Raw genomic sequence first — 26,514 nt, 5'->3', positions numbered from 1 at the left:
TACGAGGATACGGGTTTAGGGGTTGGCTGCTGCCGAACGGTCCGTAAGTCGCAGTATTTCGTCGTGGGCAGCCCCCATTGCCTGTTGGAGTTGATCAATTTTCGGGTTGATTTGCGCGAGCCTTCGTTCCCGTTCGGATTCGCTGGCTCGTTTCGCGGATTCGAGTCGCGCCAGCTCTGTCTTCGCTTCGGTAGCGGATTGGCGCAAGTCGCGGTCGAATACCTTCTTCGCATCCGTTGAGACTACGCCGAGAACACTACGCACGGCTCGGTCGAGGGTCTCACGCAGTTCCATGGTCACGTCATTGACCGTTTGCAAGACCGACTGTCGTTTCGCCTGGCGGCGAGCGAGGAGCACACTGAAACCGGTCATCAAGGGAATCGTAAACAGCGGCAGCACGGTGAGGCTCGCAAGACCGAGAAACGCCCCGAGACCACTCACGGCACCGCCAATACCCGAACCCATCATTACGCCCGAGAGGATCATACGAGGGTCCACCGACGCAGTTCCGCGCTCCACACCATCCTTCGGGCCGGTTCCCGCTTCAGTGGCGCGCCGCTCGACTTCTTGCAGCAGACTGTTTTGCGGGTCCATGCCAGCAGCCGCGTAGAGGTCGGTGAGGAGCCCGCCGCTGCGCTGCACGATGCCGCGCAGCGCTCGACCCGCCTGCACTTCCACGTCGGCGGCCATTTCATTCATGATTGCGACGCTTTGTTTCTCGCCCATACCGGTGCCGTATTTCTGCACGCGGTCCTTCCAGTGGGCACCGAACTGGCGCGAGAGGCGTGCGTTCGCAGAGGTGAGATCGACACGCACCCGGTCCACCTGCGAGTTCCAATCGTATTTCGAGTCCTCGAAAGTGCGGAGCAGCTTTTCTCGGTGTTCGCGGACGGCGATGAGGTTGTCGTGCTTCTCGACGATGCCGCCGAGGGCTTCTCGCTCTGCTTGGAGTTGCACGAGCGGCGTCTCCAATAGCGCGATCCCGCGACGCAGCGCATTGAGGGTGGGAAGTTTTGTCGAGCGTTCGAGTGGGGTTCGCAGTGCTCGGATGAGCTCGTGGACATTGCTCGAGCCGTAGAGCTTCCGACGACGCTCTTCGTTTGGTTCGCTGGCCGCGCGCTCACCCCAGGCTCCCGATACCGGAACGATCGGGATGTTCCCGAGCCGCTGATCGCGCTCCGCAAGAATCTGCCGGTTCTCTTCCAGCACCGCCTGCCAGTGCCCGCGATAGAGGTCGATCTTCGTGACGGCGAGCACAACCGACTCCACCATCGTGCTGCAGTGCGCAAGAAACTCGAGCGCCGGCTTGGTAATCCGGCCCGAAGCATCCGTCACAATCAGCAACACCGACGCATCCTGTGCCCGGGCGATTGCGCGCATCGCATAGGCCTCACTGAGCCCGCCGGAGCCGGGGGTGTCGACCAGGGCGACGCGGCCAAGCGGCGACTGCTTGACGGCGCGGGATGCTTGCAGCGGCGGCTCATCGGCGTTGAGTAGCTCGGGTGAGTCGATGCGCACCCACTGATCGAGTTCTTCCGCGGGGATGCGGCGCAGCCGCGGCTCGGATGCGTACTCGAGTTCGGCCTGTCCGAAGGGGAATTTCTCGTGTTCGGGGATGTAGTTGACTGCCAGCCCGGTGGTCTCGGTGGCACCCACCGGGGCGGTCCCGGGCGCACCGAGGATCGCGTTAATGAGCGTCGACTTACCGCGATTCATCTCGCCTACGACCACAACGCTGGGCAGTCGGCCCTGCGTTTCCTTGATCATTCGCGCGATGCCCGAAAAGCGATCGCCGAGATCGTGAGTCTTCGCGGCAGCACCGAGCTGGCGGAATGCAAGCGTGGCCGAGTTGGGCTGTGGCTTGCTTGCGGTCTTAGGCGCCTCGGTGGTCATGCCAATACCGTAGTTGCTTGGGGTGATGCTCTGCCACCATCGCGCGGCGCAACCCGCGTACATCCCTGCGTGGACGTGCCCCGAACACGCGCGCGAAGCTACTGTGCCGCAATCAATTCCTCGATCGAATGGCCCGTCTCAAGCGGCTCGCGTACCGCACCGGGCGCGGTTCCGTCACCGAATGGTGACCCGCCCATCTCCTCGCGGTGATGCGCAGTTAGCCAATTCGCGTAGTTCGGTCCCTTGGGGACGATCTGCGTCGGGTTAATGTCTTCGTGCACTTCGTAGTAGTGCCGCTTGATGTCGACGAAATCAGTCGAGTCACCAAATCCTGGAGTCTGGAAAAGGTCCCGCGCGTAGGCCCACAGCACCGGCATCTCGCTGAGCTTCTGGCGATTGCATTTGAAGTGACCGTGATAGACCGGATCGAAGCGCACGAGCGTTGTGAACAGGCGAATATCCGCTTCGGTGATCGTGTCGCCCATGAGGTAGCGCCGTGTTTCGAGTCGTTCTGACACCGTGTCGAGCGCTGTGAAGAGTCGGTCGTAGGCCTTGTCGTAGGCGTCCTGGGAGCCGGCGAAGCCGCAGCGATACACCCCATTGTTGATTTCCGTGTAGATGTGTCGCATCACGGATTCCATTTCGTCGCGCAGCGGTTCCGGGTAGAGATCCGGTGCGCCATCGCGGTGGAATTCGGTCCACTCGGTCGAGAAGTCGAGGGTGATCCAGGGGAAGTCATTCGTGACTACAGCTTTGGTGGGCACATCGACGATCGCGGGGACCGTGATGCCTTTCGGGTAGTCGTGGAAGCGCGCAAAGTAGGCGTCTTGAAGCCGTTCGTAGCCGAGCACCGCATCGCGACCGTTCGGTTCTTTGTCGAAGGTCCAGGAGCGCACATCGTGAGTGGGCCCGCACACCGCCATGGAGATTGCGTCTTCGAGTCCGAGCAGTCGACGCACGATCGTGGTTCGGTTTGCCCACGGACATGCTCGGGACACGACGAGTCGGTATCGGTCTGCTTCCACCGGCCAAGTCTGGATGCCCTCGCCAACCGGGCGAGCATCCTTCGTAATGCGGTCGGTGATATAGGCCGTGTCTCGAGTGAATTCCTCGCCTTTTTTCGCGTAGGCACCCCTGGTCGAAAAGTTCTCGCTCATGCGGGGAAGCTTAGGGGCGAAAGGTCACGGGCTGGTGATCGCGGGGGTCTTGGCTGCCGCGGCTTAGGCAGCCAGTGCACCAGCGGCTGGGCCGCTCGCGCGCAGGACGTCGTGGCCTTCCGCGGCCATTCGCTTGGCGAACACGTCAGCGGCATCCGTGTCTGCGCACAGAAAAGCGAGGGTTGGCCCGGAACCGGAAACTACCCCGGCAAGAGCGCCGTGCGTTTCCCCATATTCCAGCACTTCGGCGAGGTCGGGACGCAGGCGCAGCGCGGGGGCCTGAAGATCGTTGACGAGCAGCCCCGCCAGCCCCATCACGTCGCCGCTGCGGAGACAGTGCAGCACGTGCTCGGGAACCTCCGGTTCCGCCGTCGGCCCGAGGTCGGCCGCGAACTGCGCACGGTGTCGGTCGAGCGCGCGGTAGGTCTCGGGCGTCGACATCCCGTCCTCACTGAATCGCAAGACCCACTCAAATCGCCCCTCCGTGAGTGCGGAGGTGAGTTCATCGCCGTGTCCGGTTCCAACCGCGACGCCGCCGAGGAGCGCGAAGGGCACGTCGCTGCCGAGTTTGGCCGCGAGTGCGCAAAGATCCTCGCGTGTGAGACGCGTACCCCAGAGTTGGTCGCAGGCCACGAGGGTCGCGGCCGCATCCGCCGAGCCGCCGCCCATCCCGCCCGCGATGGGCACGCGCTTGGTGATCCGCAGTGCAGCGTTGGCGGGGTGTCCGGTCGCATCGGCGAGGAGCCTCGCCGCCCGAATCGCGAGGTTCGTTTCCCCGATATCGAGCCCGGTCGCATCCACCGAACCCTCGGCGTAGCGCAGCGACAGACCGGATGCCGCGGTCGCCTCGACATCCTCGTACAGGTCGAGCGCCATATAGGTCGTGGCGATCGGGTGGAAACCGTCCGCAGCGAGGTCGCCAACTGCAAGCGTGAGATTCACCTTGCCCGGTGCGCGCGCCACCACCCTGTCGGTCGCAACCTGAATGGTACTCATGCCCACAACGCTACCGGGCGAGGCGGATGAATTCCTCGACGCCCAGTGACTCCCCGCGGGCGGTGGGGTCGACTTCGGCGCGTTCAAGCGCCTGTGTGGCTTCGACCGCCGAGCCATAGACGCTCGACAGCGCCTGGCGCAGCATTTTTCGACGCTGCCCGAAGGCCGCATCCACGATCTTGAAGAGCCGGTCACGCATCGCGGTGTCGCCCGGCAGCGTCTCGTGTGCCTCGAAACTCACGAGCACCGAGTCGACATTGGGGACCGGCCAAAACACCTTCCGGCCGACGAGCCCGGAAGTGCGCCAAGTACCGTACCAGGCGGCTTTCACGCTCGGCGAGCCGTACACCTTCGAGCCCGGACCGGCGGCGAGCCGCTCCCCCACCTCGTTCTGCACCATCACCACACCGCGCTGCAGGGTGGGCAGTTCCGCGAGCAGGTGCAGCAGCACGGGCACGGAGATGTTGTAGGGAAGATTTGCGACCAGGGCGACGGGGCTGGGGGCTGCGTGGTCAGTGGCCGTGTCGTCGGCTGCAGCGTGGTCGGCTGCGGCGTGGTCGGACTGGGCGTGATCGGACTCGGCGTGATCGGCTGCGACCCGCGCAATCTCACCGCGGCTCACGCGCATGGCGTCCTGCCGGATCACGTGCAGGTTCGGTGCGGCGCTGCCCGCAAACTCGGCCGCGGTGGTCGGTAATTGCCGGGCGAGGCGCTCGTCGATTTCGATCGCGGTGACCAGCGCATCCGCTTCGAGCAGTGCGAGGGTCAGCGAGCCAAGCCCCGGGCCTACTTCGAGGATGTGTTCCCCGGGCTGTACTTTCGCGGTCGCCACGATGCGGCGCACCGTCCCGTGGTCGTGCACGAAGTTCTGCCCCAGCTTTTTCGTTGGCTGAACATCGAGCTGTGCCGCGAGCGCGCGGATCTCGTTCGGCCCGAGTAGCCGGACCTCAGCCACGAGGGATTCCCGATGTGCTTGCCGCACGCTGTTCAGCCCACCGTGATCGCTCGGCAGGGTCGAAGGGTCCGTAGAGGCCGAGCGTATTGGCGGCCACCTGCGCCGTGAACTCGTCGGTGTCCACACCGAGGTGCTCTGCCATGAAGCGGATCGTGTTCGGAATCACATAGGGCGCATTCGGTCGGCCACGGAGCGGCACCGGGGTGAGGAATGGCGCATCCGTTTCGACGAGCACGAGCTCCGGCGGGAGCACTTCGAGCGCCTCGCGGAGGTTCGCCGCGTTTTTGAAGGTCACATTACCCGCGAAGGAGCAAAACCAGCCCTCATCCGCAGCGATTCGAGCCAGGTGCGCATCGCCCGAGAAACAGTGGAATACCGTTCCCGCCGGCGCACCGACTCGACGCAGCGTGTCGACCACTGCCTCGTGCGCATCCCGGTCGTGGATCTGCATCGGCAAGCCGAGTTCCTTCGCAAACGCAATGTGCGCTTCAAAGGACTCCTGTTGCACGGCAATCGCGTCTTCACCGGAGGTGCGGAAGAAGTCCAAGCCGGTCTCGCCGATGGCCGCGACCCGAGCATCCTGCGCCAGCTCGCGAATCTCGGCGAGGTGGCTGTCGAGATTGCCGGCCGCCGCCACGCGTGGTGCTTCGTTGGGGTGGATCGCGACTGCGGCAAGCAGGCGCGGGTCCTCATTGGCGGCCCACACCTGCCAGCGGCTGGACGCGACATCGCCACCGACCGTGATCGCACCGAGAATGTTGACCCGCTCGGCGAGGTCCATGTGCTCGCCGATTTCGAGGCCGGTTTCGCCGTCCTCGATTTCCAGATGGGTGTGGTTGTCGTAGCAGGGCACCGCGAGCGGCGCGGGCAATTCCGGGTACTTCAGATCGCGCCGCGCGCCGTTTTCGGCTTTCGCTTCGCGCTTCCGAGGATGCTGGCTGGCGCTGGCGGTGTTGTCCGCTGCCGCGCTATCTGGCGCTGTGTTCTCTGGCGCTGTGTTCTCCACCATCGAGGCAGGCTACTCCTGTTCGATGCGCGGGAACAGCGAAGCGAGATCGCTCACACGACCATTCGAACGCCATTCAAGCGCCTCGGTCGGTGCGATCTCGCTCAGTGCCCCCTCGCCGCCGATCGCTGCCCAGAGCTTCTCAGTCGCAAGCGGAGTAATGGGGTTGAGCAGCACCGCGAGCACACCGAGTCCACGCACCGCAGTGGCGAGCACTGCCGCGAGCCGTTCGCGATTCGACTCGTCCTTCGCAAGCACCCAAGGCTGTTGATCGGTGATGAACAGGTTCAGGGCGTCAACGAGCTTCCAGATTGCGGCGATCGCCTGGTCCACCGCGAACCGGTCGATTGCTTCTTCCGAGTCGTGGATTGAGGTGCGCGCGATCTCGAAGATTGCGTCGTCATCCACGTGCCGCTGCACATCGGCGGGAATTTCGCCGTCGAAGTACTTCTTCACCATGCTGATCACGCGCGACGCAAGGTTGCCGAAGCCGTTCGCGAGTTCGGCGTGATAGCGCGCCGAGAGGTCCTCCCATGAGAACGAGCCATCCTGGCCGAGATGGATCGCGCGCATGAAGTAGTAGCGGAACGCATCCGAACCGAAGGTATCGGTGATCTCCTGCGGCGGAATACCGGTGAGCTTCGACTTCGACATCTTTTCGCCGCCAACGAGCAGCCAACCGGTGGCGAACACGCGCTTCGGCGGTTCGATCTTCATCGCGAGGAGCATCGCAGGCCAGATCACCGCGTGGAAACGGAGGATGTCTTTGCCCACGATGTGGTGGCCGGGCCAGCGGCGCTCGAATTGGCCGTCACCATCGCCGTAGCCGATCGCGGTGAAGTAGTTGAGCAGCGCATCCACCCACACGTAGACGATGTGCGACTCGTCCCAGGGCACTTTGATGCCCCAGTCGAAGCTCGTGCGCGAAATGGACAGGTCGTGCAGGCCCGACTGCACGAAGCTGATGACCTCATTGCGTGCCGAGGTGGGCTGGATGAAGTCGGGATTCGCCTCGTAGTAATCGAGCAGCGGCTGCTGCAGTGCCGAGAGCTTGAAGAAGTAGTTGCGCTCCTTGAGCAGCTCCATCGGCTTGGAGTGGATCGCGCAGACCTTTTGGCCCTCGTACTGGCCCTCGCCGTCGACGATTTCCGAGTCGGGCTTGAATTCCTCGCAGCCCACGCAGTAGAGCGCTTCGAATTCATCTTCGTAGATGAATCCGGCGTCGTTGAGCTGGGTGAGGAATTTCTGCACGCGAGTCTCGTGGCGCTCTTCGGTGGTGCGGATGAAGTCGTCATTTGAAAGGTTGAGCGTCTGCAACATTGGGCGCCACGCCTCATCCACGAGCTTGTCTGCCCACTGCTGCGGCTGCATATTATTCGCCACTGCGGAGCGCATGATTTTCTGCCCGTGCTCATCGGTTCCGGTAAGGAACCAGGTGTCGTCGCCGCGCTGACGGTGCCAGCGCGCGAGGACATCTGCGGCCACCTCCGCGTACGCATGCCCGATGTGCGGCACGTCGTTGACGTAGAAGATGGGAGTAGTGACGTAGAACGATTCGCCAGAAGCCATGACGACGAGTCTAATGCTTGCGGTGTGCGCGGGTTACCACGTCGGGGTTGGTCGCCTGGCTGCGGTAGGTAGTCGCCTCATATCTGCAGAGTGGTGGCGGCGCGCGGCGGCGCGAAGCGGCGCGGCTACTTGGCGGCGAGGGCGGCTTCGTAGAGGTCACGCTTACTGAGGCCGGTCTCCCCCGCAACTTCGGCGGCGGCATCTTTGAGCCGCATGCCTTTGGCACGCAACTCGAGCACTCGGGCGAGCGCCGCATCCTCATCGACTGCTGCCGGAGCGGCACCCGCAATCAGCAGCACGATCTCGCCGCGCACTCCGGCCGCGGCCCATTCGGCGAGCTCGGATGCGGTGCCCCGCACCGTCTCTTCGTGCAGCTTCGTGAGTTCCCGGCAGACCACCACGGCGCGCTCGGGGAAGGCTGCCGCGAGCGCCTCGAGCGTTGCGGCGATGCGGTGCGGTGACTCGTAGAACACGCTCGTCCGTGGCTCACCCGCGAGTGCTTCGATGAGCGCGGCCCGCTCTCCCGCGCGACGCGGCACGAACCCCTCGAAGGTGAATCTGTCGGTGGCCAATCCCGATACCGCGAGCGCGGTGATGACGGCGCTCGGCCCAGGCACCGAGGACACCGTCACTCCCGCGTCCACGCAGGCGCGCACGACCGGATACCCCGGGTCAGAGATCGCCGGCATGCCCGCATCGGTGACGAGCACCACATCCTGCTGCTGCGCGAGCTCGGCAATCTCTACCGCCAGCTCGCGTTCATTGTGCTCGTGCAGCGCAATGAACCTCGGTCGGGCATCGATCTCAAGCAGCGTGAGCAGCTGCCGCGTGGTGCGAGTGTCCTCACACGCGAGAATCTCCGCCTCGCGGAGCGTCGCAATCAGGCGGCGGGATGCATCCCCAAGATTCCCGATCGGGGTGCCGGCAAGAATCAACATGCCGTCGACCCTACTTCCAACCCGGCAGCCAGTGCGTCAGGCTCCAATACCAATCGGGAATCATCATCCCGCTCCACACCGGATAGAACAGTGCCGACACGAGCACGCACAGCACGAGGAATCCGAAGGTGATATTGACCGCCACCGTGCGCGTTCGCCGATCGTCCTTCGGGGATCCGGCGATGGTTTGCAGCGCCAGCGCCGCCGCGAGGAACATGAACGGCAGCCACGCGATCACGTAGAAGTGGTAGACGGCGGTGCGTCCGGTAATGAGCCACGGCAGATAGCCGGCAACAAAACCCGCAATGATCGCCACGTATTCCCACTTCGGTTTCACGAATAGCATCATGATCAAGAACACGATTGCCACGGTGCCGAGCCAGTACATCAGCGGGTTGGAGATTGAGGTGACCGCCTCGACGCACTGCTGGGCCGCGCATCCCTCATCGGCCGCCGAATAGTAGTCGTAGGAAAACGCGGTGGGGCGCAGCATGAACGGCCACTCGAGTGGCGCGGACGCGTAGGGATGGTCAGCGCCGAGTTGCGAGTGGAAGTTGAGCACTTCGGATTGGTAGTGCCAGAAGTTTTGGAAGGACAGCGGCACACCCTCGAGCATCCCGCCCCAGGCCTCCTGCGGATTCTCCTGCACCCAGTTGCCGTAATAGCCCTGCCCGGTGCGGAACCAGCCCACGAAGGAGACCACATACACCGCAATCGACAGCGGAATCGTCAGCAGGAACGAAGCCCAGCCCTGTTTCAGCACCGCGCCGGAGAGCCAGAAAGTGATGCCCGCTTCCTTCCGCGCCGCGGCGTCGATGCCGATGGTCAGGAGGCAGAAGGCAGCGAGGAAGTAGGCGCCCGACCACTTCACGCTCGCAGCCAGTGCGAGGGAGAAGGCGGCTGCGACCAGCCACGGCCGGAACCACAGGATCGGCCCCCAGTCGGGGCCCGGCGCGCGGTTCTTGGCCGGTTTGATCGTGAGCGACCACTTCGAGGGTTTCGCCGCCAGCGGGATGCTCGGATCTTTCGCGTGTTCGCGCTCACGCCAGCGTTTGGTCCAGTCGAAGATCTGCCGCCGCTGTTGGTCGCGGTCATAGAGGATGAACAGGAAGCCCAACAGCACGAAGAACATGAGCGGGCCGTCGAGAATTGAAATGCGACTGGTGACGATCGCGTGGCCGTCGAGGGCGAGGAAGCCGGCAGCAATCGCCCCGAGCGCGATTGAGCGGAATAGCTTGCGCCCCACGAGATAGAGCAGCGGCACCGCGAGTGCGCCGAGCACGGCGACGCCGATACGCCAGGCGAACGCGTTCTCGGCGCCGAAGAGCTGCATCCCCCAGCCGATGATGTATTTACCGAGCGGCGGATGCACGACATAGGAGGGCTCTTCGCCGTAGGCGTGGAGGTTGCCGGCCGCGAACATGTCGCGACCCTCCTCAGGCCACTCGGCTTCATAGCCAAGATTGACGAGCGTCCAGCCGTCGAGGATGTAATACACCTCGTCGAAGACGAGTTTGGCGGGGTGACCGAGCCGGATGAACCGCACCAGGACACCGATGAGGGTGATGATGCCGACGATGATCCACTCGGTTCTGCGGCGGAGCTCAGGAGTCGCAGTCCACTTCGTCCAGAGGTCATCGAGCCAGGATCCGGTTGGCGGTTTCAGCCTTGTGGAACCTGAGGAGCGGCTCGACCGCTTGGAATCGGTCCGCGGGTGGATGGTCGTCGAAGTCACGCGCACCATCGTAGGCGCAACGCATTGCAGGGGTCATTCAACATAAGATGGAGAATCCATGCTTGAGATCACGTACCCAGCCGAGCTTCCCGTCTCGCAACGGCGCGAGGAAATCGCCGCAGCGATCCGCGACCACCAAGTTGTGATCGTCGCGGGCGAGACCGGTTCGGGAAAAACCACGCAGCTGCCGAAGATTTGCCTTGAGTTGGGTCGAGAGGCGATCGGGCACACGCAGCCGCGGCGGATCGCTGCCCGCACGATTGCCGAGCGAATCGCGGAGGAGCTGGACACCGAGGTCGGCGATCTCGTCGGGTATCAGGTTCGATTCACCGATGAATCTTCCAAGGCGACCAAGATCAAATTGATGACCGACGGCATCCTGCTCGCGGAGCTTCGCGGCGACCGGACACTGAGTCGCTACGACACGATCATCATTGACGAGGCGCACGAGCGCTCCCTCAACGTCGATTTCCTCCTCGGTTATTTGCGGCGGCTGCTCCCCCAGCGTCCCGATCTCAAGGTGATCATCACCTCCGCCACGATCGATCCCGAATCCTTTTCGAAGCACTTCGCGGATGCGCCCATCATCGAGGTGTCGGGCCGCACGTATCCGGTGGAGATTCGCTATCGGCCGCTTCTCAGCGACGCCGAGGACCCGGATGCGCCGACTGAAGATCGGGACGTGTTCGAGGGCATCATCGCGGCCTTGAATGAGCTCGAGCAAGAACCCGCTGGGGATGTGCTGGTGTTTCTGCCCGGCGAGCGTGAGATTCGGGATGCGGAGGATGCGATTCGAGGATCGCTCTCGGGTCGCCGCGCGGAGGCCACCGAGGTGCTGCCGCTGTATGGCCGGTTGAGCGCTCGCGATCAGCACCGCGTATTTGAAAAGGGTCGGAAGCCGGGGGTGCGGCGTCGAGTGGTGCTTGCCACGAACGTGGCCGAGACTTCGCTCACCGTGCCCGGAATTGCGTACGTCATTGACACGGGTGAGGCGCGCATCTCGCGGTACTCGACCCGCGCGAAGGTGCAGCGGTTGCCGATTGAGCCGATCTCGCAGGCGTCGGCGAATCAGCGCTCGGGTCGCTCGGGCCGCACGCGCGACGGCGTCGCGATTCGGCTCTACGGCGAGGATGATTTTGCTCGTCGTCCGGAATTCACCGATCCGGAAATTCTGCGCACGAATCTGGCGAGTGTGCTGCTGCAAATGCTCGAACTGCGCCTCGGTGCGATCGAGGACTTCCCGTTCCTCACGCCGCCGGATAGTCGCGGGGTGAAGGACGGGGTCGACCTCTTGCAGGAGCTGGGGGCGATCCGGGGTGGCGGCGGCGCGCGGCGTGATGGCGGTGCGCGCGGTGAAAGTGCGCGAGGCGACGGTGCGCGCGGCGACGATGCACGTGGTGACGGTGCGCGCGGCGAAAGTGCGCGCGGCGACGGGCGTGGCAGAGACGGCAGGCGCCGAGGCGCGCCCGCCGCTAAGCAAGCACCGCAACTCACCCGCATCGGCCGGGACTTGGCGCGCCTCCCGATCGACCCACGCTATGGCCGGATGGTGCTCGCATCCAAGGAACACGACGTCGCGCGCGAGGTCCTCATCATCGTCTCGGGGCTCACAATCCAGGACATCCGTGAGCGCCCGCTCGAGCATCGTCAGCACGCCGATCAGCTGCACGCGCGCTTCCGCGACCCGACTAGCGACTTCTTCACGCTCGTGAACCTCTGGAACTATCTCGAGCGGCAATCTCGCGAACTCGGTTCTTCGGCGTTCCGCCGGCTCTGCAAGAAGGAATTCCTCAATTTCCTGCGCTTCCGCGAGTGGCAAGACCTCTACCGGCAACTGCGCGAGGCGACCCGCGGACTGGGGCTGCGCATCCATCAACCGGATCGCGAGGCTGCCGACGCCGAAGCCGCGCTTAATGAGCCAGGTAAGAATTCGGATGCGGTGCACAAGGCGATGCTGACGGGTCTGCTCAGCCATATCGGTGTGTATGACCAGCTCAAGCGCGACTATAAGGGTGCCCGGAATACGCGCTTCCGCATCTTTCCCGGGTCGGGGCTCGCGAAGTCGAATCCGGATGCGGTGATGGCGGCCGAGCTCGTGGAGACTTCGGCGCTGTTTGCGCGAACGGTCGCGAAAATCGATCCCGCGTGGGCGGAGGAGCTCGCGGGGGACCTTGTGAAGCGGCAGCACGCCGAGCCGCACTGGGAGCGGAAGCAGGGTCAGGCGGTCGCCCTCGAAACGGTGACGCTCTACGGCGTGCCGCTCGTGCGCAATCGTCGTGTGGGCTTCGCGAAAATTGATCCGGCCTGGAGCCGCGACCTCTTCATCCGGCACGCACTCGTCGAGGGTGACTGGACCGGCCGGTATCCCTTCGAACGAAAGAATCGGCAACTGCGCCGCGAACTCGAGGAGCTCGAGGAGCGAACGCGTCAGCGCGGTCTGGTCGAGGACGACGATGCCATCATCGAGTTCTTTGTCGAGCGCATCCCGGACGAGGTCGTCTCGCAGCCGACCTTCGATAAGTGGTGGCGTGAGGCGCAACAGCAGCAGCCGGACCTGCTCACCCTCACGCGCGCGGACCTGCTCGGTGAGGATGTGGACGAGACCGACGGCGACCAGTTCCCGCGCATCTGGCGGCAGGGCGAGCAGCAGCTCAAGCTGCGCTACAAGTTCGACCCGCACGCGGCGGATGACGGAGTCACCGCGACGATTCCGCTGCCGCTGCTCGCGATGCTCGAGCCGGAGGGCTTCGACTGGCTCGTACCCGGGATGCGTGCGGAGCTCGTGACGGCGCTGTTGCGGTCGCTGCCGAAGGTGATCCGCCGCAATTTCGTGCCCGCGGCCGATTGGGCGGCGAAGTTGCTGGAGGAGTCTGCGAACGCGGAGTCGCTGCGGTCGGTGAGTGAGCAGCAGTCTGCGGCGCTGGTCCGCACGATCGCAGAAGCACGACCGAATGAGGGCGATGCCGTGGACGGCGATCTCATTGAGGTGTTGCGCGTCCACATGCAGCGAGCCGCGGGCATCCGTTTCGAGGTCGATGAATTTGATCTGTCGAAGGTTCCCGCGCACCTCGTGATGCGATTCCGGGTTGTGGATGATTCGGGTCGCGAGCTCGGCGCCGGGAGCGACTTGATTGCGTTGCAGCAGCGGCTCAAGCGCGCCTCGGAGGCCTCGCTCGTGCACGCGACAACGCAGGATGCGCGGCCCGGCGGGCGTGCGGGGCGTGGTGTGAAGGCGGCCGGGGCGGGTCGTGGAACTGATGCTGCTGCGGGATCGGCTGGCGTGGGTACTGCTGGGGCGGGTGCGGCTGGCGGAGCTGGATCGGCTGCGGGCGCGGCGAGTGGTGCTGGGACTGGCTCGGCTAACGGCGGCAGCCTTCCGGGTGCGAGTGGTGGTGCGCAGGCGGCTGGTGCTGGAAGTGCAGGTTCTGGAGGAAGGTCGGCTGCCCAATCGGAACAATCCTCCGAGGCCAATACGAGCTTCGACCAGCGCGATATCACCGCATGGCCCGTTGACGAGATTCCCGAATCTTTCGAAATTCGCCGCAAACACGGCGTAATCCGTGCTTGGCCAACGCTGCAGCTCCGGAAGCCTGCGACTCCCGCATCCTCGCCAATCGATCTGCTGCTCGCGACCACTTCCGACGATCAGCACCGCGAACATGCCCGCGCAGTTGCGGCGCTGCTCGCGCGGTCGGTGCCGACGCCCGCGAGCTACGTGCAGGCGCACTTGACCTCGCACGAGAAGCTGTCGCTCGCATCCAGCCCGTATCAATCGACTGATGCGCTGCTTGCCGATGTGCTCGCGGCGCTTGCGAACGACGCCATGCCCGAGGGGGCGATTCGCACGCGAGCGGAGTTCGAAGGGCTGCGGGACCGATTCAATTCCACGCTCGTCGAATCGATGTTCGCTGCGGTGAAGCTCGTTGCCGAGATTCTCAAAGCGCACCGCGAGGCGCTCGCTGCGATCAAGAACGTGAATGCGCTGGCGTACCTCGGTTCACTCACCGACGCGAAGTCGCAGCTCGAGGGCCTGATCTTCAACGGTTTCGTCTCGCGCACCGGGATGGCGCAGCTGCGTCACCTACCCCGCTACCTGCGTGCGGTCGCGTATCGTCTCGAGCGGCTGCAGGTGAATGCCGCGAATGAGCGCTCCGGGATGCTCGAGATCGAGAAAGCGGTGGAGCTTTACCGTGCGTCGGGCGGCGAGATCCCAACTGACCCGAATGCGGCGGATTCGCTTACGCAGGTGCGGTGGCTGCTCGAAGAGTTCCGCGTGAGCCTGTTCGCGCAGCAACTCGGGACGGCGCAGTCGGTGTCGCTGAAACGCATTCGCGCGGCGCTGCAGTAGGTCACGCGGTCCGACATTTGTAAACGGAGCACCGCGCCCGATTCGCACACGAAACCTCTATTCGCACCCCACCCCACCCCAACCCAACCCAACCCAACCCAACCCAATATTCGTACCTACGAGCCCGACGCGCAGCTCCGACCCCAACTCACGTCCCCAACTCACGTCCCCGACCCAACATTCGTACCTACGAGAATGAGGTTTACCTATTTCCAGAGATAAGTAAACCTCATTCTCGTAGGTACTGACCGCTGAGGGGCGTAGGTAAACTGCGTTCTCGTAGGTAGCGAAGACGTTGTGCGGCTGGAACTGGGCTCCGCATCGAGTCGGCTCGGTCAGATTCGCGGACAACGAGTTGAGATCAGCCGTGTAATCCGCGGCACGGATACCCTCAGGTAGAGTGCGCGCAATGACCTGACCTTGGTCGTCGAGCTCCTCAAGCAAGGTGGATGCCCGAAAAGGCTCCCGTATGCCTGTGAACGCAGCAGCCGAGGACTGCCTAGACGAGTGAGGACGGGTGAATATGAGTGAATCAAAGAGCCGAAAACCCTTGAGCGGTGGATGGATCGTGCTCGCGATCATTGTTGTCGCCGTAATCGGGGTGCCTATGTTTATCACAAGCGTCAACGATGCATCCGCGCGTGATGTCGAGACTCAACTCTTGGAACTCGATCTTCCTGAGGGTGCCGAGCTAATCGACTCGATGTCGAAGGCGGCCAAACTCACCGGTAGCGGCAATGGGATGCAATACCTGGGAGTGCTTCTTATCGAGAGTGATCAAGGCGCAGCAGAATTGCAGACGTTTTATGACTCGCTCGACGAAACACCGGGACCAGGGATAACCGTCGCCCCTGCCGATGAACCCCTCGAATTTCATATCAGCGACCTTATCGATGGTGCAGGCGGGCCTGGAACCTTTTACATATACGCGTGGGGCGAAGGCCCTGGAACATTTTTCGAACAGATCGATATTCGTGGACGCTAATGGTCAGTTGGCTCGCGCCTTTATCCGAGAACACCAGATCGGCATCGCGAAACCACCCGAAGTGAACTCAACCTCGTAGTTCATGACGCGAGTTCGTCACGAAGGTCAGCAAGTGAAATGCGACCCCCGATGAACGCTCGGCTCATCTCCGATCGCGCCAATCTGATCCCCACGTGGGGCTTTCGTGTGAGTTTCGTCGGAACCCGAATTGCTGGCTGACCCGGGACTATGCTTCGGGCAAGCTCTCAACTGCGTCGGTGAGGAAGATCTCATGAACACTTCAGCCCATCCACTCGTCGTTGCCCTGACCAAAGCCCTCGAGGATGCAAGCAGTGTGCTGGATAAGCCTGCTGACGAAATCACTGTCGAGCATATCGAAGCGAAAGAGTGGCCAGATTCCTGTCTGGGCGCGCCCAGCGAAGGCGAAGCTTGCGCCGAAGTCCTCACCCCCGGCTACCGCATCCGGATGGTAGGCGGCTTGATCTATCACGCCGACCAACGGGGCAATGTTCGCGTCGCGCGGCGCAGTGACCCGTACATGGACACCGAGTTGCGGCTGCGCTACACGATTTCAGGCGGAATCGGCGGACGAACCAGCTCCTACGAAACCGACAGCACCCAGCTCACCGACGCCGAAGAAGCAGAGCTTCGCGATCTCATTGATAAGGCAAATTTCTTCGAGGTGGAGAATCTCGGTTCAGCACCAGTGATTCACGACGGCTACGTGTACCGACTCTGGATCGCCGTCGGCAAACGCAACCACGAAGTTGTTCGCGGAGACGGCTTCGAAATCGAAGACACTGAAGCGATGAATGAACTCATGAGTTGGGCGTACAACCGCGCACCTTCGCTCTTCCCAAACGTTGATGCCATCAATTAGCTGACATTCGGGCACCTTCCGAACCAAGCTGAGCAATGAATTCCTCCAAGTTCTCAGGCTCGACATCCGCAAAGTGCCCGTTGTCTATGTCCTTCCAGCCCTTGTCTGCGGCGTCACGGAGCGCAGCGAGTTTTGCTGCGTCCTCGAGCTCACGACGCTCTATTAGGCGCAGTCCATCCCGCAAGACCTCGCTCGCGTTTTGGTAGCGCCCCGATCGGACCATTTCCTCGACGAATTCATGCTGGTGCTGACTAAGCACTACGTTTCTCGTTGCCATCGAAATCACCTCGTTGGCAGAATATGCCAACTTCCTGGATACAAACACCCGATCACCCGCATTCCGGATAGGAGTAAATCGACACCAAAATTCCACCCTGGGTTGACATTTGGCAACTGGTAGTAGACACTGGTGTTTTCGTCACCCACATGGAGTCTCTGCATGATCAACCCGCACTACGGGAATATCCCGCCGTCGTATCTCTTCTCCGAAGTCGCCACACGCGTCCGCACGTTTCAAGACGCGAATCCCGACCAACGCATCCTGCGCCTCGGAATCGGCGACGTGACGCGACCGCTGGCGCCCGCCGTGGTCGAGGCGCTCCAGGATGCAGTTCAGGAACAGGCAAGCGATGCCACGTTCCGCGGATACGGCCCCGAGCAGGGATACGCCTTTCTCCGTGATGCCATCATCGCGGGGGAATACGCACCCATCGGCACGGCAATCACGGCGGAAGAAGTGTTTGTCGGCGATGGCTCCAAGACAGATACCGCGGGCGTTCAAGAGTTGTTCGACGCGGATGCGCGGGTCGCGGTGAGCGATCCGGTCTATCCGGTGTACGTCGATTCCAACGCACTGGCGGGACGCCTCGGCGAGTTCGTGGGTGGGAAATGGTCCCGTTTGACATACCTCGACTGCATCGAGTCGAACGGTTACCGCCCCTCGCTTCCAGAAGCACCCGTAGATCTCGTGTATCTCTGCTCACCGAATAATCCGACCGGTACGTCACTTTCGCGAAGCGACCTCGAACAGTGGGTGACTTGGGCGCGCGAGAACGACGCCGTCATCCTCTTCGATGCCGCATACCGCGCATTCATCACGGATGACTCAGCGCCCCGATCGATCTACGAAATCGAGGGTGCTGAAGAAGTCGCGATCGAGTTTGGTTCCTTCTCGAAGACCGCGGGCTTCACCGGACTGCGCTGTTCATGGACCGTTGTTCCAAAGGCGCTTCGGCGTGAGGGCGCGTCACTCCACGCCATGTGGAGTCGCCGACACGCGACCAAATTTAACGGCACCCCGTACATCGTGCAGCGCGCCGCCGAGGCAATCTACAGCCCGGAGGGCCGTGAGCAGGTGCAGGCGGACATCGACTACTACATGCGCAATGCCGGGCTCATTCGCGAGGCGCTGAACGCCAGCGGTGTGGCAGCGGTCGGTGGCCGCAACGCTCCGTACGTGTGGTTCCGCTGCCCCGGCGGCCTCGACTCGTGGGAGTTCTTCGACCGCCTCCTCGCCGAAATTCAAGTCGTCGGGACACCGGGTGTGGGTTTCGGCCCGGCAGGCGCGGATCACTTCCGCCTGAGCGCATTTGGCTCGCACGAAGACACCCTCGAGGCCGTCGCGCGCCTCACCACCCTCATCCCCGCGCTGGGCCGCACCGACTCCTCCCCAGTCCTCGTTCGATCGGAAAGCTGACCGATGCCACGTCAATCACCCTCACTCGAAACTCTGCGCGCAATTGCCGAGCAGGTGCCCACGCCGTTCCACCTCTACGATGCCAAGGGCATCCGCGACAATGTTCGCGAGCTGCAGGACGCCTTCGCATGGAATCCGGGATTCACCGAATACTTTGCCGTCAAAGCAACGCCGAATCCAAGCATCCTGCGACTGCTGAAAGACCTCGGCTGCGGGGTTGATTGCGCCTCGTACACCGAACTTCTCCTCGCTCACGAGGTCGGTTTCCGCGGGGACGAGATCATGTTCTCCTCCAATGTGACGCCCGCCGAGGACTTCGAACTCGCCCGCGAGCTCGACGTCATCATCAACCTCGATGACATCTCACACATTGACTTCCTCAAGGAGCACGGCGGCATCCCGGAACGCATCTCGCTGCGCTATAACCCCGGTGGTGATTTCTCAATCGGGACCAAGGTGATGGGGAATCCGGCGGAAGCCAAGTTCGGAATGACCCCGGAGCAGATGCCGGAGGCTGTACGTCGCCTCAAGGAACTCGGCGTCCGCGAATTCGGTCTCCACACCTTCCTGTCCTCGAACACTACGGACAGCGACTACTATCCAGCGATCGCGCGGATGCTGTTTGAACTCGCGGTTGAGCTCCACGAGACCTGCGATGCCGACTTTTTCCTCGTGAACCTGTCCGGTGGCATCGGCATTGGCTATGAACCCGGTGAACCGCGCGCGGATCTCGCCTGGATCGGACGTGAAGTTGAGCGTGCCTATCGCGAAACGATTGCACCCTCGGGCCTCGGAGACGTCGCAGTCGTCACCGAACTCGGGCGCTTCATCACCGGCCCAAACGGATGGCTCGTGGCCACCGCCATTCACGAGAAGAACATCCACAAGCACTACATCGGGCTCGATGCCTCTGCCTCCAACCTCATGCGGCCTTCCATGTACGGCGCCTACCACCACATCACCGTTGCGGGTCGGGAAGATGCGTCGGCCACGGAGGTCTACGACGTCACCGGCGCCCTGTGCGAGAACAATGACAAATTCGCGATTGATCGACCACTGCCACCCGTCGAACTCGGCGACCTCATCGTGATCCACGACGCCGGCGCACACGGCCACTCAATGGGACACAATTACAACGGGAAGCTGCGATCCGCCGAGGTGCTGCTCGAGGAAGATGGCTCAACCCAACTCATCCGCCGAGCCGAAACCCCACGCGATTACTTTGCGACTGTCGCCGGCCTTGGTGTCAGCGAGCAGATCGGTCAGGTCGAGCGTGACCCGCTCTTCGCGAGCTAAGTGCTCGTGAATGCCGGCGTTTTAGCCCTCTAGGTACGCAGCCAGATTTGCGAGTGAGGATGTGAGTCCTGCTGCGTGATCGGCGGCACCGATGCCTTCGGGCACGTTACGCGCGATGATCTGCACGATCGTGCCCTCGTCGATGCCGTAGAGGCTCCATTCCATGGTCATCGTGCCGTGGAATGCCGGATCATCGGATTCAAACTCGATTTCCTGAACAATGAGTTCCCCCGGGCCAATGTCCACGAACCGGCCCTGCGAGATATCCGCGTCCGCCGATGACTTGCCTGGCGCATTCTTCGCGTCTTCGTAGGTCAAGACCATTCGGAAGGAACCGCCCTCGCGGAAGTCGTAGTGCTCGAAGTGACCGCGCATCCCTGTGGGCGGCAGCCACTGGGCGAGCGCTTCGGGGAGCGAAAGTGCGGAGAACACAGTCGGCCCATCGCAGTGGATGAGGAGGCTTGCTCGGTCGGTTCGGCCACGCCGAGATTCACGCATGCGGACAGTCTAACCAGGGGTTCTTGCGGCACCCATCGAGCTGCATCGCCCCTGGCCGCCCTTGAGCGACAGATTTTTCCACCGAACCGTGGGACACGGCTGGCCATTGCCTTCATCACAAATCCACGGCTATACTTTCGCTTAACGAAGTAGTTTTCTCTATGCGAATTTAAGCGTGATCGGTGAGGGGCGCGTCGCCGGACACGGATTCGCTAAGACGTTTCCAGCAGACAATGGAGGAACCCATGATCAACAAAGTCGTTCGGACGGTTGAGGATGCGGTGGCTGGCATTCCGGATGGCGCGACGGTGATGATCGGCGGCTTCGGTCGAGCTGGGCAGCCTGTCGAACTCATCGACGCGCTCATCGAGCAGGGCGCGGGCAATCTCACGATCGTCAACAACAATGCCGGCAACGGCGATATCGGACTCGCGGCCCTCCTCGCAAAGGGACGCGTTCGCAAGATCATCTGCTCTTTCCCACGGCAGTCGGACTCCTACGTCTTCGATGAGCTGTATCGCGCGGGCAAGATCGAGCTCGAACTCGTGCCGCAAGGCAATCTCGCCGAACGCATCCGTGCCGCCGGAGCGGGAATCGGCGGCTTCTTCACCCCGACCGGAGTCGGCACTCCCCTCGCCGAAAATAAGGAATCCCGCGAGATCGACGGTCGGCAGTTCATCCTTGAATACCCGATCAAAGCCGATTTCGCACTGATCAATGCCCTGGCCGCTGACCGCTGGGGCAACCTCGTTTACCGCGAAACCGCCCGAAACTTTGGCCCGATCATGGCCACCGCCGCAAGCACCACGATTGCGCAGGTCGACAGCATCGTGGAACTCGGTGACCTCGATCCGGAGCGTGTCGTCACTCCAGGGCTGTTCATCGACCGGGTCGTGGCCGTTGGCGAACGCGAGTGGCTGCGCGAGGGTGAATTCATCGGCGGTGTCGATATTGAAGGCCGTCCGCTCGACGCCGCGCCTGATGAATCCAAGCAGCCGCTCGCAACGCAGAAGGAGCACTAGCCATGAGCACCACCACCGCCGCAACACGAATCAGTCGGCAGGAGCTTGCCGCGCGTATTGCCCAGGACATCCCGGAGGGGTCGATCGTCAACCTCGGTATCGGCGCACCGACACTGGTGGCCGATGCGATGCCGAGCGACCGCGAAATCATCCTGCATACCGAAAACGGGATGCTCGGAATGGGTGCCGCGCCCGAAGCCGGCCACATAGACCCGGACCTCATCAACGCCGGAAAACAGCCCGTGACCGCAGTGACCGGTGCGTCCTTTTTCCACCACGCCGATTCCTTCGGGATGATGCGCGGCGGCCATCTCGATGTGTGCGTACTCGGTGCGTTTCAGGTCTCTGAATCAGGCGACCTCGCGAACTGGTCTACCGGTGCACCCGGCGCGATTCCCGCCGTTGGCGGCGCGATGGATCTCGCGATTGGCGCGAAAGAGGTCTATGTCATGACCGACCTGCTCACGAAAACGGGCGAGTCGAAGCTTGTGCGCGAATGCTCCTTCCCCCTTACTGGGGTCGGCACGGTCAAGCGGGTGTACACCGATCACGCGATTTTTGACGTCACTCCGGAGGGCTTCTCAGTCCGTGAGGCGTTCGGTGGCAACACCGTCGAGCTGCTGCGTGAGATCACTGGGCTCGAGCTCCTCGACGCGACCGATGCGTCTCCTTCGGCAGCCGAATCGACATCGGCAGCAGCGCCAGCATCCACAACAGCAGCACCCGCGACCCCAGGAGTAGCCGAATGACCAAGACCGTGATCTATGACGCCGTCCGTACCCCGTTCGGCAAGGCGGCGGGCGCGCTCTCAGCGGTGCGCCCCGACGACCTCGCCGCGACCGTGTTGCGCGCAATCGTTGAGCGCACGGGCCTCGACCCCGCCCGCATTGAAGACGTCATCTTCGGCGACGCAAATCAGGCTGGCGAAGACAACCGTAACGTCGCCCGCTTCGGCGCGCTCCTCGCGGGGTTCCCGACCTCGGTGACCGGCACGACCGTGAACCGCCTGTGCGCTTCCTCGGTCGAGGCGGTTATTCAGGGTTCGCGCGCAATCGAATCTGGGGATGCGGAGATCATCCTCGCGGGCGGTGTCGAGTCGATGAGCCGCGCGCCCTTCGTCGTCGAGAAGTCACGCAAGCCGTGGCCCGCGACCGGGAATCAGACGATGTGGAACACCTCGATTGGGTGGCGGATGACGAATCCGGCACTGCCGAAGAATTGGACCATCTCGAATGGCGAGAGTGCCGAAAAGATCGCGAGCGAGTGGGATATTTCTCGCGAGGCTCAGGATGCATTCGCGGTTCGGTCGCACGAGCTCGCGGCCCGCGCGTGGGCCGAGGGGATGTACGACGCCGAGATCGTACAGGTCGAAGGCCATGAGCTGGCGCGCGACGAAGGCATCCGCGATGGCACCTCGGTCGAAAAGCTCGCGGGCTTGAAAGCCCTGTTCGCGAAGGACGGTTCCGTGACCGCCGGCAATTCTTCTTCGATCAATGACGGCGCTTCCGCGGTGCTGCTGGGTCGCGAAAACCTCGATCTTGGCGAACCGCTCGCGCGCGTCATCGGTCGCGGCGCGCACGGCGTGGATCCCGATCAGTTTCCGATTGCGCCGATCGAAGCCGCGAACAAGGCACTCACCAGGGCTGGCAAAACCTGGGCCGATGTCGACTTTGTCGAACTCAACGAGGCCTTCGCCTCGCAAAGCCTCGCGTGCATCCAAGGGTGGCCCGACCTTGATCCCGAGAGCGTGAACATCCACGGCGGCGCGCTCGCAATCGGACACCCGCTCGGCGCCTCCGGTGGGCGGATCATCGGCCATGCGGCACAGGAACTCAAGCGCCGCGGATCCGGAATCGCCGTCGCCGCGATCTGCATCGGTGTCGGACAGGGTCTCGCGGTGGTGCTCGAGCGCTGACGTTGCGGCGCCTGGATGTCTCGCTTCGGGAGGCTGGTTCGAGTCTCCGAACCAGCTGTTCTGCGCAGCGAGGTACAACCACGCTTCGGAAAGCTGCTTCGAGTCCCCGAACCAGCTGGATATCCGCAGCGCGGGGCAACCACATCGCGCTAGCCTCAACCGCTATGGTCAATCGCATGAGTGAGCCAACCGACCCGCGTGCGAGCGACTTCGTGCAGTCGCTCGCACGCGGCTTGACTGTCATTCAGACCTTCGACGACGAGCACCCCGAGCAGAGTTTGAGCGAAGTCGCCAAGCGCGCGGATATCTCCCCCGCATCCGCCCGCCGATTTCTCTACACGCTCGAGTCGCTCGGTTACGTGCGCGCAAGCGGCCGCCAGTTTGCGCTTACGCCACGCGTGCTCGAGCTTGGATTCAGCTATCTTTCGGCGCTCAGCCTGCCCGAAGTAATGCAGCCGCATCTCGAGCGGCTCTCGCGGGAGGTCGGCGAATCGGTCTCCGCGGCTGTGCTCGACGACCGCAATATCGTCTACGTGGCCCGCGTCCCGACCCGCCGGATCATGTCGATCAGCATCACAATCGGCACGAGCTTCCCCGCGCACGCCACGAGCATGGGTCGTGTGCTGCTCGCGGCACTCCCCGAGACGGATGCGCGGTCTCGTCTCGAGGCGGGCTCGCTCAAGTCCTTTACCTCGGGGACGGTGACCGAGGTGGATGCGCTGGTCGCCGTGCTTGCGCGGGTTCGATCGCAGGGTTGGGCCATTGTGGATGGCGAGCTGGAGGAAGGACTCCGGTCACTGGCCGTGCCGGTGCGCAGCAAGGACGGCGCCGTGGCCGCGGCGGTCAATATTTCGACGACCGCCAGCCGCGACTCCGTTGATCACATGCGCGAGGTGTATCTTCCCCGCGCGCTCGAGACCGCCGCGGGTATTGAGCGGGATCTGGCGCTGATGTAGCAGCGGGACTGCTCGAGCGCTCAGCTGCCCGCTACTCGTCCTGCTCCGGCGGAACCGGAATCGCCCCGAGAACCGCGACGATGAAGTCATCGGCGGGTGGATGCAGTTGCCAGGTGGAGTAGTGCTGTTCGAGTTCGAGCCCCGCTCGGTAGGCGTCGGCGGCGAAGTCAACGAAGTTGTAGCCGCGGCCGGCCCCGAAGCCGACGACGAGGCGACCCGTCGGGGCGAGGTGGCCGCGCATCCGCTCGAGTGCTGGGAGGCGCTCGTCCTCGGCCAGGAAGGTCATCACATTGCCCGCGGACACAATGAGGTCGAATTCGCGCAGGTCGCCCGTTTCATCGTCGAGGGCGAGCCGTGCGAGATTGCCAACCTCCCATTCGGCCTGCGGATAGTCCTCGCGCGCCACCGAGATGAGGTATTCGTCGAGATCAACGCCGACGACTTCGTGTCCGCGTTCCGAGAGCCAACCGCCGATTCGCCCGGTGCCGCATCCGGCATCGAGGATCCTGCTGCCGCGCTCGGCCATCGCATCGATCAGCCGCGCCTCGCCGTAAATGTCGCGGCCCATGTCCGCGAAATTGCGCCAACGTTGCGCGTAATTCTTCGCGTGATCGGGGTTGTTTCGGACCGCGGCGAGCCAGACGTTTTCTTTCGGTCCGGCGCCGGATTCGGGGGTGTGGGATGCGGGGCCAAGTGGAACGGTCATTCATCCAGTATCACGCATCGATGCTCTTCAACGCTCATGACTCCGCCGCCCTCCTTCTGAGCGCCACCCGGTACCCTTACCGGGTATGAGCGCCCATCCCGGAACCGATCCCGCACAGGATCCTCGCAATGCTCCGCCGCATGCCCCGCGGCCGTGGCCGCTCCCGGTGACGCAGTCCCCCACGATTCGCGAGCTCACCGAGCAGCTTGCGCGGCTCGACCGAGCTCGAAGCCAAGCCTGGCCAGACGCTGATGCCAATGCCGATACCGATCGCGGCTCAGGCCCAGGCCCAGACTCGGGCGCAGACGCCTACGCGGACTCTGAACGCCTCCGTATCACCGACCAGTTCATCGCACGCCTCACCGCGCAGGGCGGCACCCCGCTCGTCGAACCAGCAGCCTCCTCCTCTCACCGCATCGTCACCTTCATCTACCGCGGACCCGCCGCCGATCGCGTATACCTCCAAGCCAATAAACTCACCGACAACTTCGCCCCGACCGAGGGCAAGCTCACGCCGATCCCCGGCACTGACCTCGCCACACTTTCGCTCGAAATGCCCTCGGACTGGATCTGCTCCTATTTCTATCTCACCCCACCGACATCCCTCGATCCGTCCGCGGGCCGCCTGCGCATCCGAGACCTACTGAGGCATCCTGACGCCGTGCAACTCGACGCGTTGAATCCGCTCACGACCCCCTACAAACTCCTGCCGAAGACGGGACAGTCCCTCCTCGTTCTCGAAGACGCGCCCCAGCCGCCCGCGACCGCCTCGATCGAGTGCTGGCCGGCTTCATACTCGACGGTGACACTGCCAAACAGCGGTGCCGAAGTCGAAGTCGTGATCCGCTCACACCCGGATGCGGATGCAGACAGCACCGCTGTACTGCTGTGCGACGGCGAAGTGTGGTTGCGCGATGATCTCCTCGCCCAATCGCTAAGCGCCCGCGACGACTGCCCACCGCTCCACCTCGTGTTTCTTCCCTCAGGCGGGACCGCCGCGCGCCAACGCGACTACACCGCCGATCCGGATGCGCAAGCTCGCATCCTGGGTCTCGCTCGCGATTCGCTTCGGGTTGTAGAGCCCAAGTGGGATGCGCGATGGATCCTCGTTGGTCAGAGTCTCGGCGGCTTGTTTGCGATGCTCGGCGCGGTGCGGTTTCCGGATGTGGTTCACGGCGCGGTCGCGCAGTCACCTTCCTTGTGGTGGCCGTCGGATGCGCCGCTCGAGCGAGGTGCCGGCCAGTGGTTCACGGAGCTTGGTGCTGCGGGAGCTTCGGCACCGTGCGTGGTCCAGGTAGGACGCACCGAGTGGCTGCTCACGGATTCGGTGCTGCACGGTCGGGAATTTCTGCGCGGATTGGGGAGCCTCGTCGAAACGCCGCACGACCTCGTCACCGGCGGCCACGATGAGGCATGGTGGCGGCGCACGCTGCCGGAAGCCATCGTGCGCCGCTGTGGCGAGGCCTCGCCTGGTTAGCTCGCGAAACTTCGGTTGGGGCGGTTATCTTGCCGCGAGCATCACCTCGTGCCGGTGCACATATACCGATTGGGGTGAAGTGGATGTACCGAGTGGGGTGAAATTCAGGTCGATGTCCGGCAATAAGGGGACATAACGCGTCCTCAGACCCCAATAGGGATTTCGACGACCGGCCACGGCCGCAGGACAAAACTGCAGGTCCAAACCGCCCTTCCAGCGGCATCCTCGCTACTTCGACGCAAACTGAATCTACGTAACGCAGCGACTCGGAAACGGCGCTCGGCCCCGCATCCAGAACAGGATGCGGGGCCGAGTGCCTTTAGCGACGTTGCGTCGCGGGTGGGATATTTGCGTGCTTTGCTTCGCGCGCGTCGGCGGATCGTAAGCGTCGTGCCCGAAGCAATCGCACCGGCTGGGACGATGTACGCGTGCAGCGAGATTCCGCGTACCACCGAAAAAGCGGTTTACTACTTTCTGGAAAGCGGT

General features: G+C 63.3%; 21 protein-coding genes. 10 read left to right on the top strand and 11 right to left on the bottom strand.

Going from position 1 to position 26,514, the window contains the following annotated elements; all coding sequences use genetic code 11:
• Positions 1–15: 15 nt before the first annotated feature.
• From ACTHXA_RS12385 to ACTHXA_RS12350, 8 genes are all read right to left on the bottom strand, one after another.
• Complete coding sequence (locus ACTHXA_RS12385; protein WP_441672817.1) at positions 16–1,893, bottom strand: GTPase; 1,878 nt, start codon at positions 1,891–1,893, stop codon at positions 16–18.
• A gap of 98 nt (positions 1,894–1,991) precedes the next feature.
• Positions 1,992–3,050 (bottom strand): glutathione S-transferase family protein, encoded by a 1,059-nt coding sequence (locus ACTHXA_RS12380; protein WP_441672815.1) that lies wholly within the window; start codon positions 3,048–3,050, stop codon positions 1,992–1,994.
• Between the two features lie 63 nt (positions 3,051–3,113).
• Positions 3,114–4,046 (bottom strand): 4-(cytidine 5'-diphospho)-2-C-methyl-D-erythritol kinase, encoded by a 933-nt coding sequence (locus ACTHXA_RS12375; RefSeq protein ID WP_441672813.1) that lies wholly within the window; start codon positions 4,044–4,046, stop codon positions 3,114–3,116.
• A gap of 10 nt (positions 4,047–4,056) precedes the next feature.
• On the bottom strand, positions 4,057–5,001 hold the full coding sequence (rsmA, locus tag ACTHXA_RS12370; RefSeq protein ID WP_441672811.1) for a 16S rRNA (adenine(1518)-N(6)/adenine(1519)-N(6))-dimethyltransferase RsmA: 945 nt from the start codon (positions 4,999–5,001) through the stop codon (positions 4,057–4,059).
• The gene (locus ACTHXA_RS12365; protein WP_441672809.1) at positions 4,994–6,010 is read right to left on the bottom strand and encodes a TatD family hydrolase; all 1,017 of its coding nucleotides are present in this window, start codon (positions 6,008–6,010) and stop codon (positions 4,994–4,996) included. The genes rsmA and ACTHXA_RS12365 overlap by 8 nt, the downstream gene beginning before the upstream one ends.
• Before the next feature lie 9 nt (positions 6,011–6,019).
• Positions 6,020–7,576, bottom strand: a complete 1,557-nt coding sequence (gene metG / locus ACTHXA_RS12360) for a methionine--tRNA ligase (RefSeq protein WP_441672807.1) — start codon at positions 7,574–7,576, stop codon at positions 6,020–6,022.
• Positions 7,577–7,701: 125 nt separating this feature from the next.
• Positions 7,702–8,514 carry a 16S rRNA (cytidine(1402)-2'-O)-methyltransferase gene (gene rsmI / locus ACTHXA_RS12355; RefSeq protein WP_441672805.1) on the bottom strand — a complete coding sequence of 271 codons (813 nt, stop codon included), beginning with the start codon at positions 8,512–8,514 and terminating at the stop codon, positions 7,702–7,704.
• 10 nt (positions 8,515–8,524) lie between these two features.
• Positions 8,525–10,249 (bottom strand): dolichyl-phosphate-mannose--protein mannosyltransferase, encoded by a 1,725-nt coding sequence (locus ACTHXA_RS12350; protein ID WP_441672803.1) that lies wholly within the window; start codon positions 10,247–10,249, stop codon positions 8,525–8,527.
• Between the two features lie 58 nt (positions 10,250–10,307).
• On the opposite strand from ACTHXA_RS12350, the gene hrpA reads away from it, so the two are divergent.
• The 3 genes from hrpA (at position 10,308) to ACTHXA_RS12335 (ending at position 16,462) form a co-directional block, all read left to right on the top strand.
• Positions 10,308–14,597, top strand: a complete 4,290-nt coding sequence (gene hrpA / locus ACTHXA_RS12345; RefSeq protein WP_441672801.1) for an ATP-dependent RNA helicase HrpA — start codon at positions 10,308–10,310, stop codon at positions 14,595–14,597.
• Between the two features lie 523 nt (positions 14,598–15,120).
• Complete coding sequence (locus ACTHXA_RS12340) at positions 15,121–15,582, top strand: hypothetical protein (protein WP_441672799.1); 462 nt, start codon at positions 15,121–15,123, stop codon at positions 15,580–15,582.
• Positions 15,583–15,853: 271 nt separating this feature from the next.
• Positions 15,854–16,462, top strand: a complete 609-nt coding sequence (locus ACTHXA_RS12335) for a protealysin inhibitor emfourin (RefSeq protein WP_441672798.1) — start codon at positions 15,854–15,856, stop codon at positions 16,460–16,462.
• On the opposite strand, the gene ACTHXA_RS12330 is transcribed toward ACTHXA_RS12335, so the two are convergent.
• A complete protein-coding gene (locus ACTHXA_RS12330; protein ID WP_441672796.1) occupies positions 16,455–16,739 on the bottom strand; it encodes a type II toxin-antitoxin system ParD family antitoxin in 285 nt (94 codons plus the stop codon). The two genes, ACTHXA_RS12335 and ACTHXA_RS12330, sit on opposite strands and share 8 nt — an antisense overlap.
• A 162-nt stretch (positions 16,740–16,901) precedes the next feature.
• Between ACTHXA_RS12330 and ACTHXA_RS12325 the strand changes: the two genes are divergently transcribed.
• Both ACTHXA_RS12325 and ACTHXA_RS12320 read left to right on the top strand, forming a co-directional pair.
• A complete protein-coding gene (locus ACTHXA_RS12325) occupies positions 16,902–18,158 on the top strand; it encodes an LL-diaminopimelate aminotransferase (protein ID WP_441672794.1) in 1,257 nt (418 codons plus the stop codon).
• A 3-nt stretch (positions 18,159–18,161) separates the two neighbouring features.
• A complete protein-coding gene (locus ACTHXA_RS12320) occupies positions 18,162–19,454 on the top strand; it encodes a diaminopimelate decarboxylase (protein WP_441672793.1) in 1,293 nt (430 codons plus the stop codon).
• 21 nt (positions 19,455–19,475) lie between these two features.
• Here ACTHXA_RS12320 and ACTHXA_RS12315 read toward each other — a convergent pair whose 3' ends face one another.
• Positions 19,476–19,952 carry an SRPBCC domain-containing protein gene (locus tag ACTHXA_RS12315; protein ID WP_441672791.1) on the bottom strand — a complete coding sequence of 159 codons (477 nt, stop codon included), beginning with the start codon at positions 19,950–19,952 and terminating at the stop codon, positions 19,476–19,478.
• Positions 19,953–20,197: 245 nt separating this feature from the next.
• Between ACTHXA_RS12315 and ACTHXA_RS12310 the strand changes: the two genes are divergently transcribed.
• From ACTHXA_RS12310 to ACTHXA_RS12295, 4 genes are all read left to right on the top strand, one after another.
• Positions 20,198–20,974, top strand: a complete 777-nt coding sequence (locus ACTHXA_RS12310; RefSeq protein WP_441672789.1) for a 3-oxoacid CoA-transferase subunit A — start codon at positions 20,198–20,200, stop codon at positions 20,972–20,974.
• A 2-nt stretch (positions 20,975–20,976) separates the two neighbouring features.
• A complete protein-coding gene (locus ACTHXA_RS12305) occupies positions 20,977–21,723 on the top strand; it encodes a 3-oxoacid CoA-transferase subunit B (RefSeq protein WP_441672787.1) in 747 nt (248 codons plus the stop codon).
• A complete protein-coding gene (locus ACTHXA_RS12300; RefSeq protein WP_441672785.1) occupies positions 21,720–22,889 on the top strand; it encodes a thiolase family protein in 1,170 nt (389 codons plus the stop codon). The genes ACTHXA_RS12305 and ACTHXA_RS12300 overlap by 4 nt, the downstream gene beginning before the upstream one ends.
• Positions 22,890–23,065: 176 nt before the next feature.
• On the top strand, positions 23,066–23,845 hold the full coding sequence (locus ACTHXA_RS12295; RefSeq protein WP_441672783.1) for an IclR family transcriptional regulator domain-containing protein: 780 nt from the start codon (positions 23,066–23,068) through the stop codon (positions 23,843–23,845).
• A 31-nt stretch (positions 23,846–23,876) separates the two neighbouring features.
• Here the strand turns inward: ACTHXA_RS12295 and ACTHXA_RS12290 are convergent, their stop codons facing one another.
• Complete coding sequence (locus ACTHXA_RS12290; RefSeq protein ID WP_441672781.1) at positions 23,877–24,551, bottom strand: class I SAM-dependent methyltransferase; 675 nt, start codon at positions 24,549–24,551, stop codon at positions 23,877–23,879.
• A gap of 85 nt (positions 24,552–24,636) precedes the next feature.
• Between ACTHXA_RS12290 and ACTHXA_RS12285 the strand changes: the two genes are divergently transcribed.
• Positions 24,637–26,028: an enterochelin esterase domain-containing protein gene (locus tag ACTHXA_RS12285; RefSeq protein WP_441672779.1), complete on the top strand. Its 1,392-nt coding sequence runs from the start codon at positions 24,637–24,639 to the stop codon at positions 26,026–26,028.
• The last annotated feature ends 486 nt before the right edge of the window (positions 26,029–26,514 follow it).

Source organism: Gulosibacter sp., assembly GCF_052090685.1.
Taxonomy (GTDB): Bacteria; Actinomycetota; Actinomycetes; order Actinomycetales; family Microbacteriaceae; genus Gulosibacter.
Note: the sequence above shows the minus strand (reverse complement) of the source record. Positions and strands in the feature narration are given on the sequence as shown.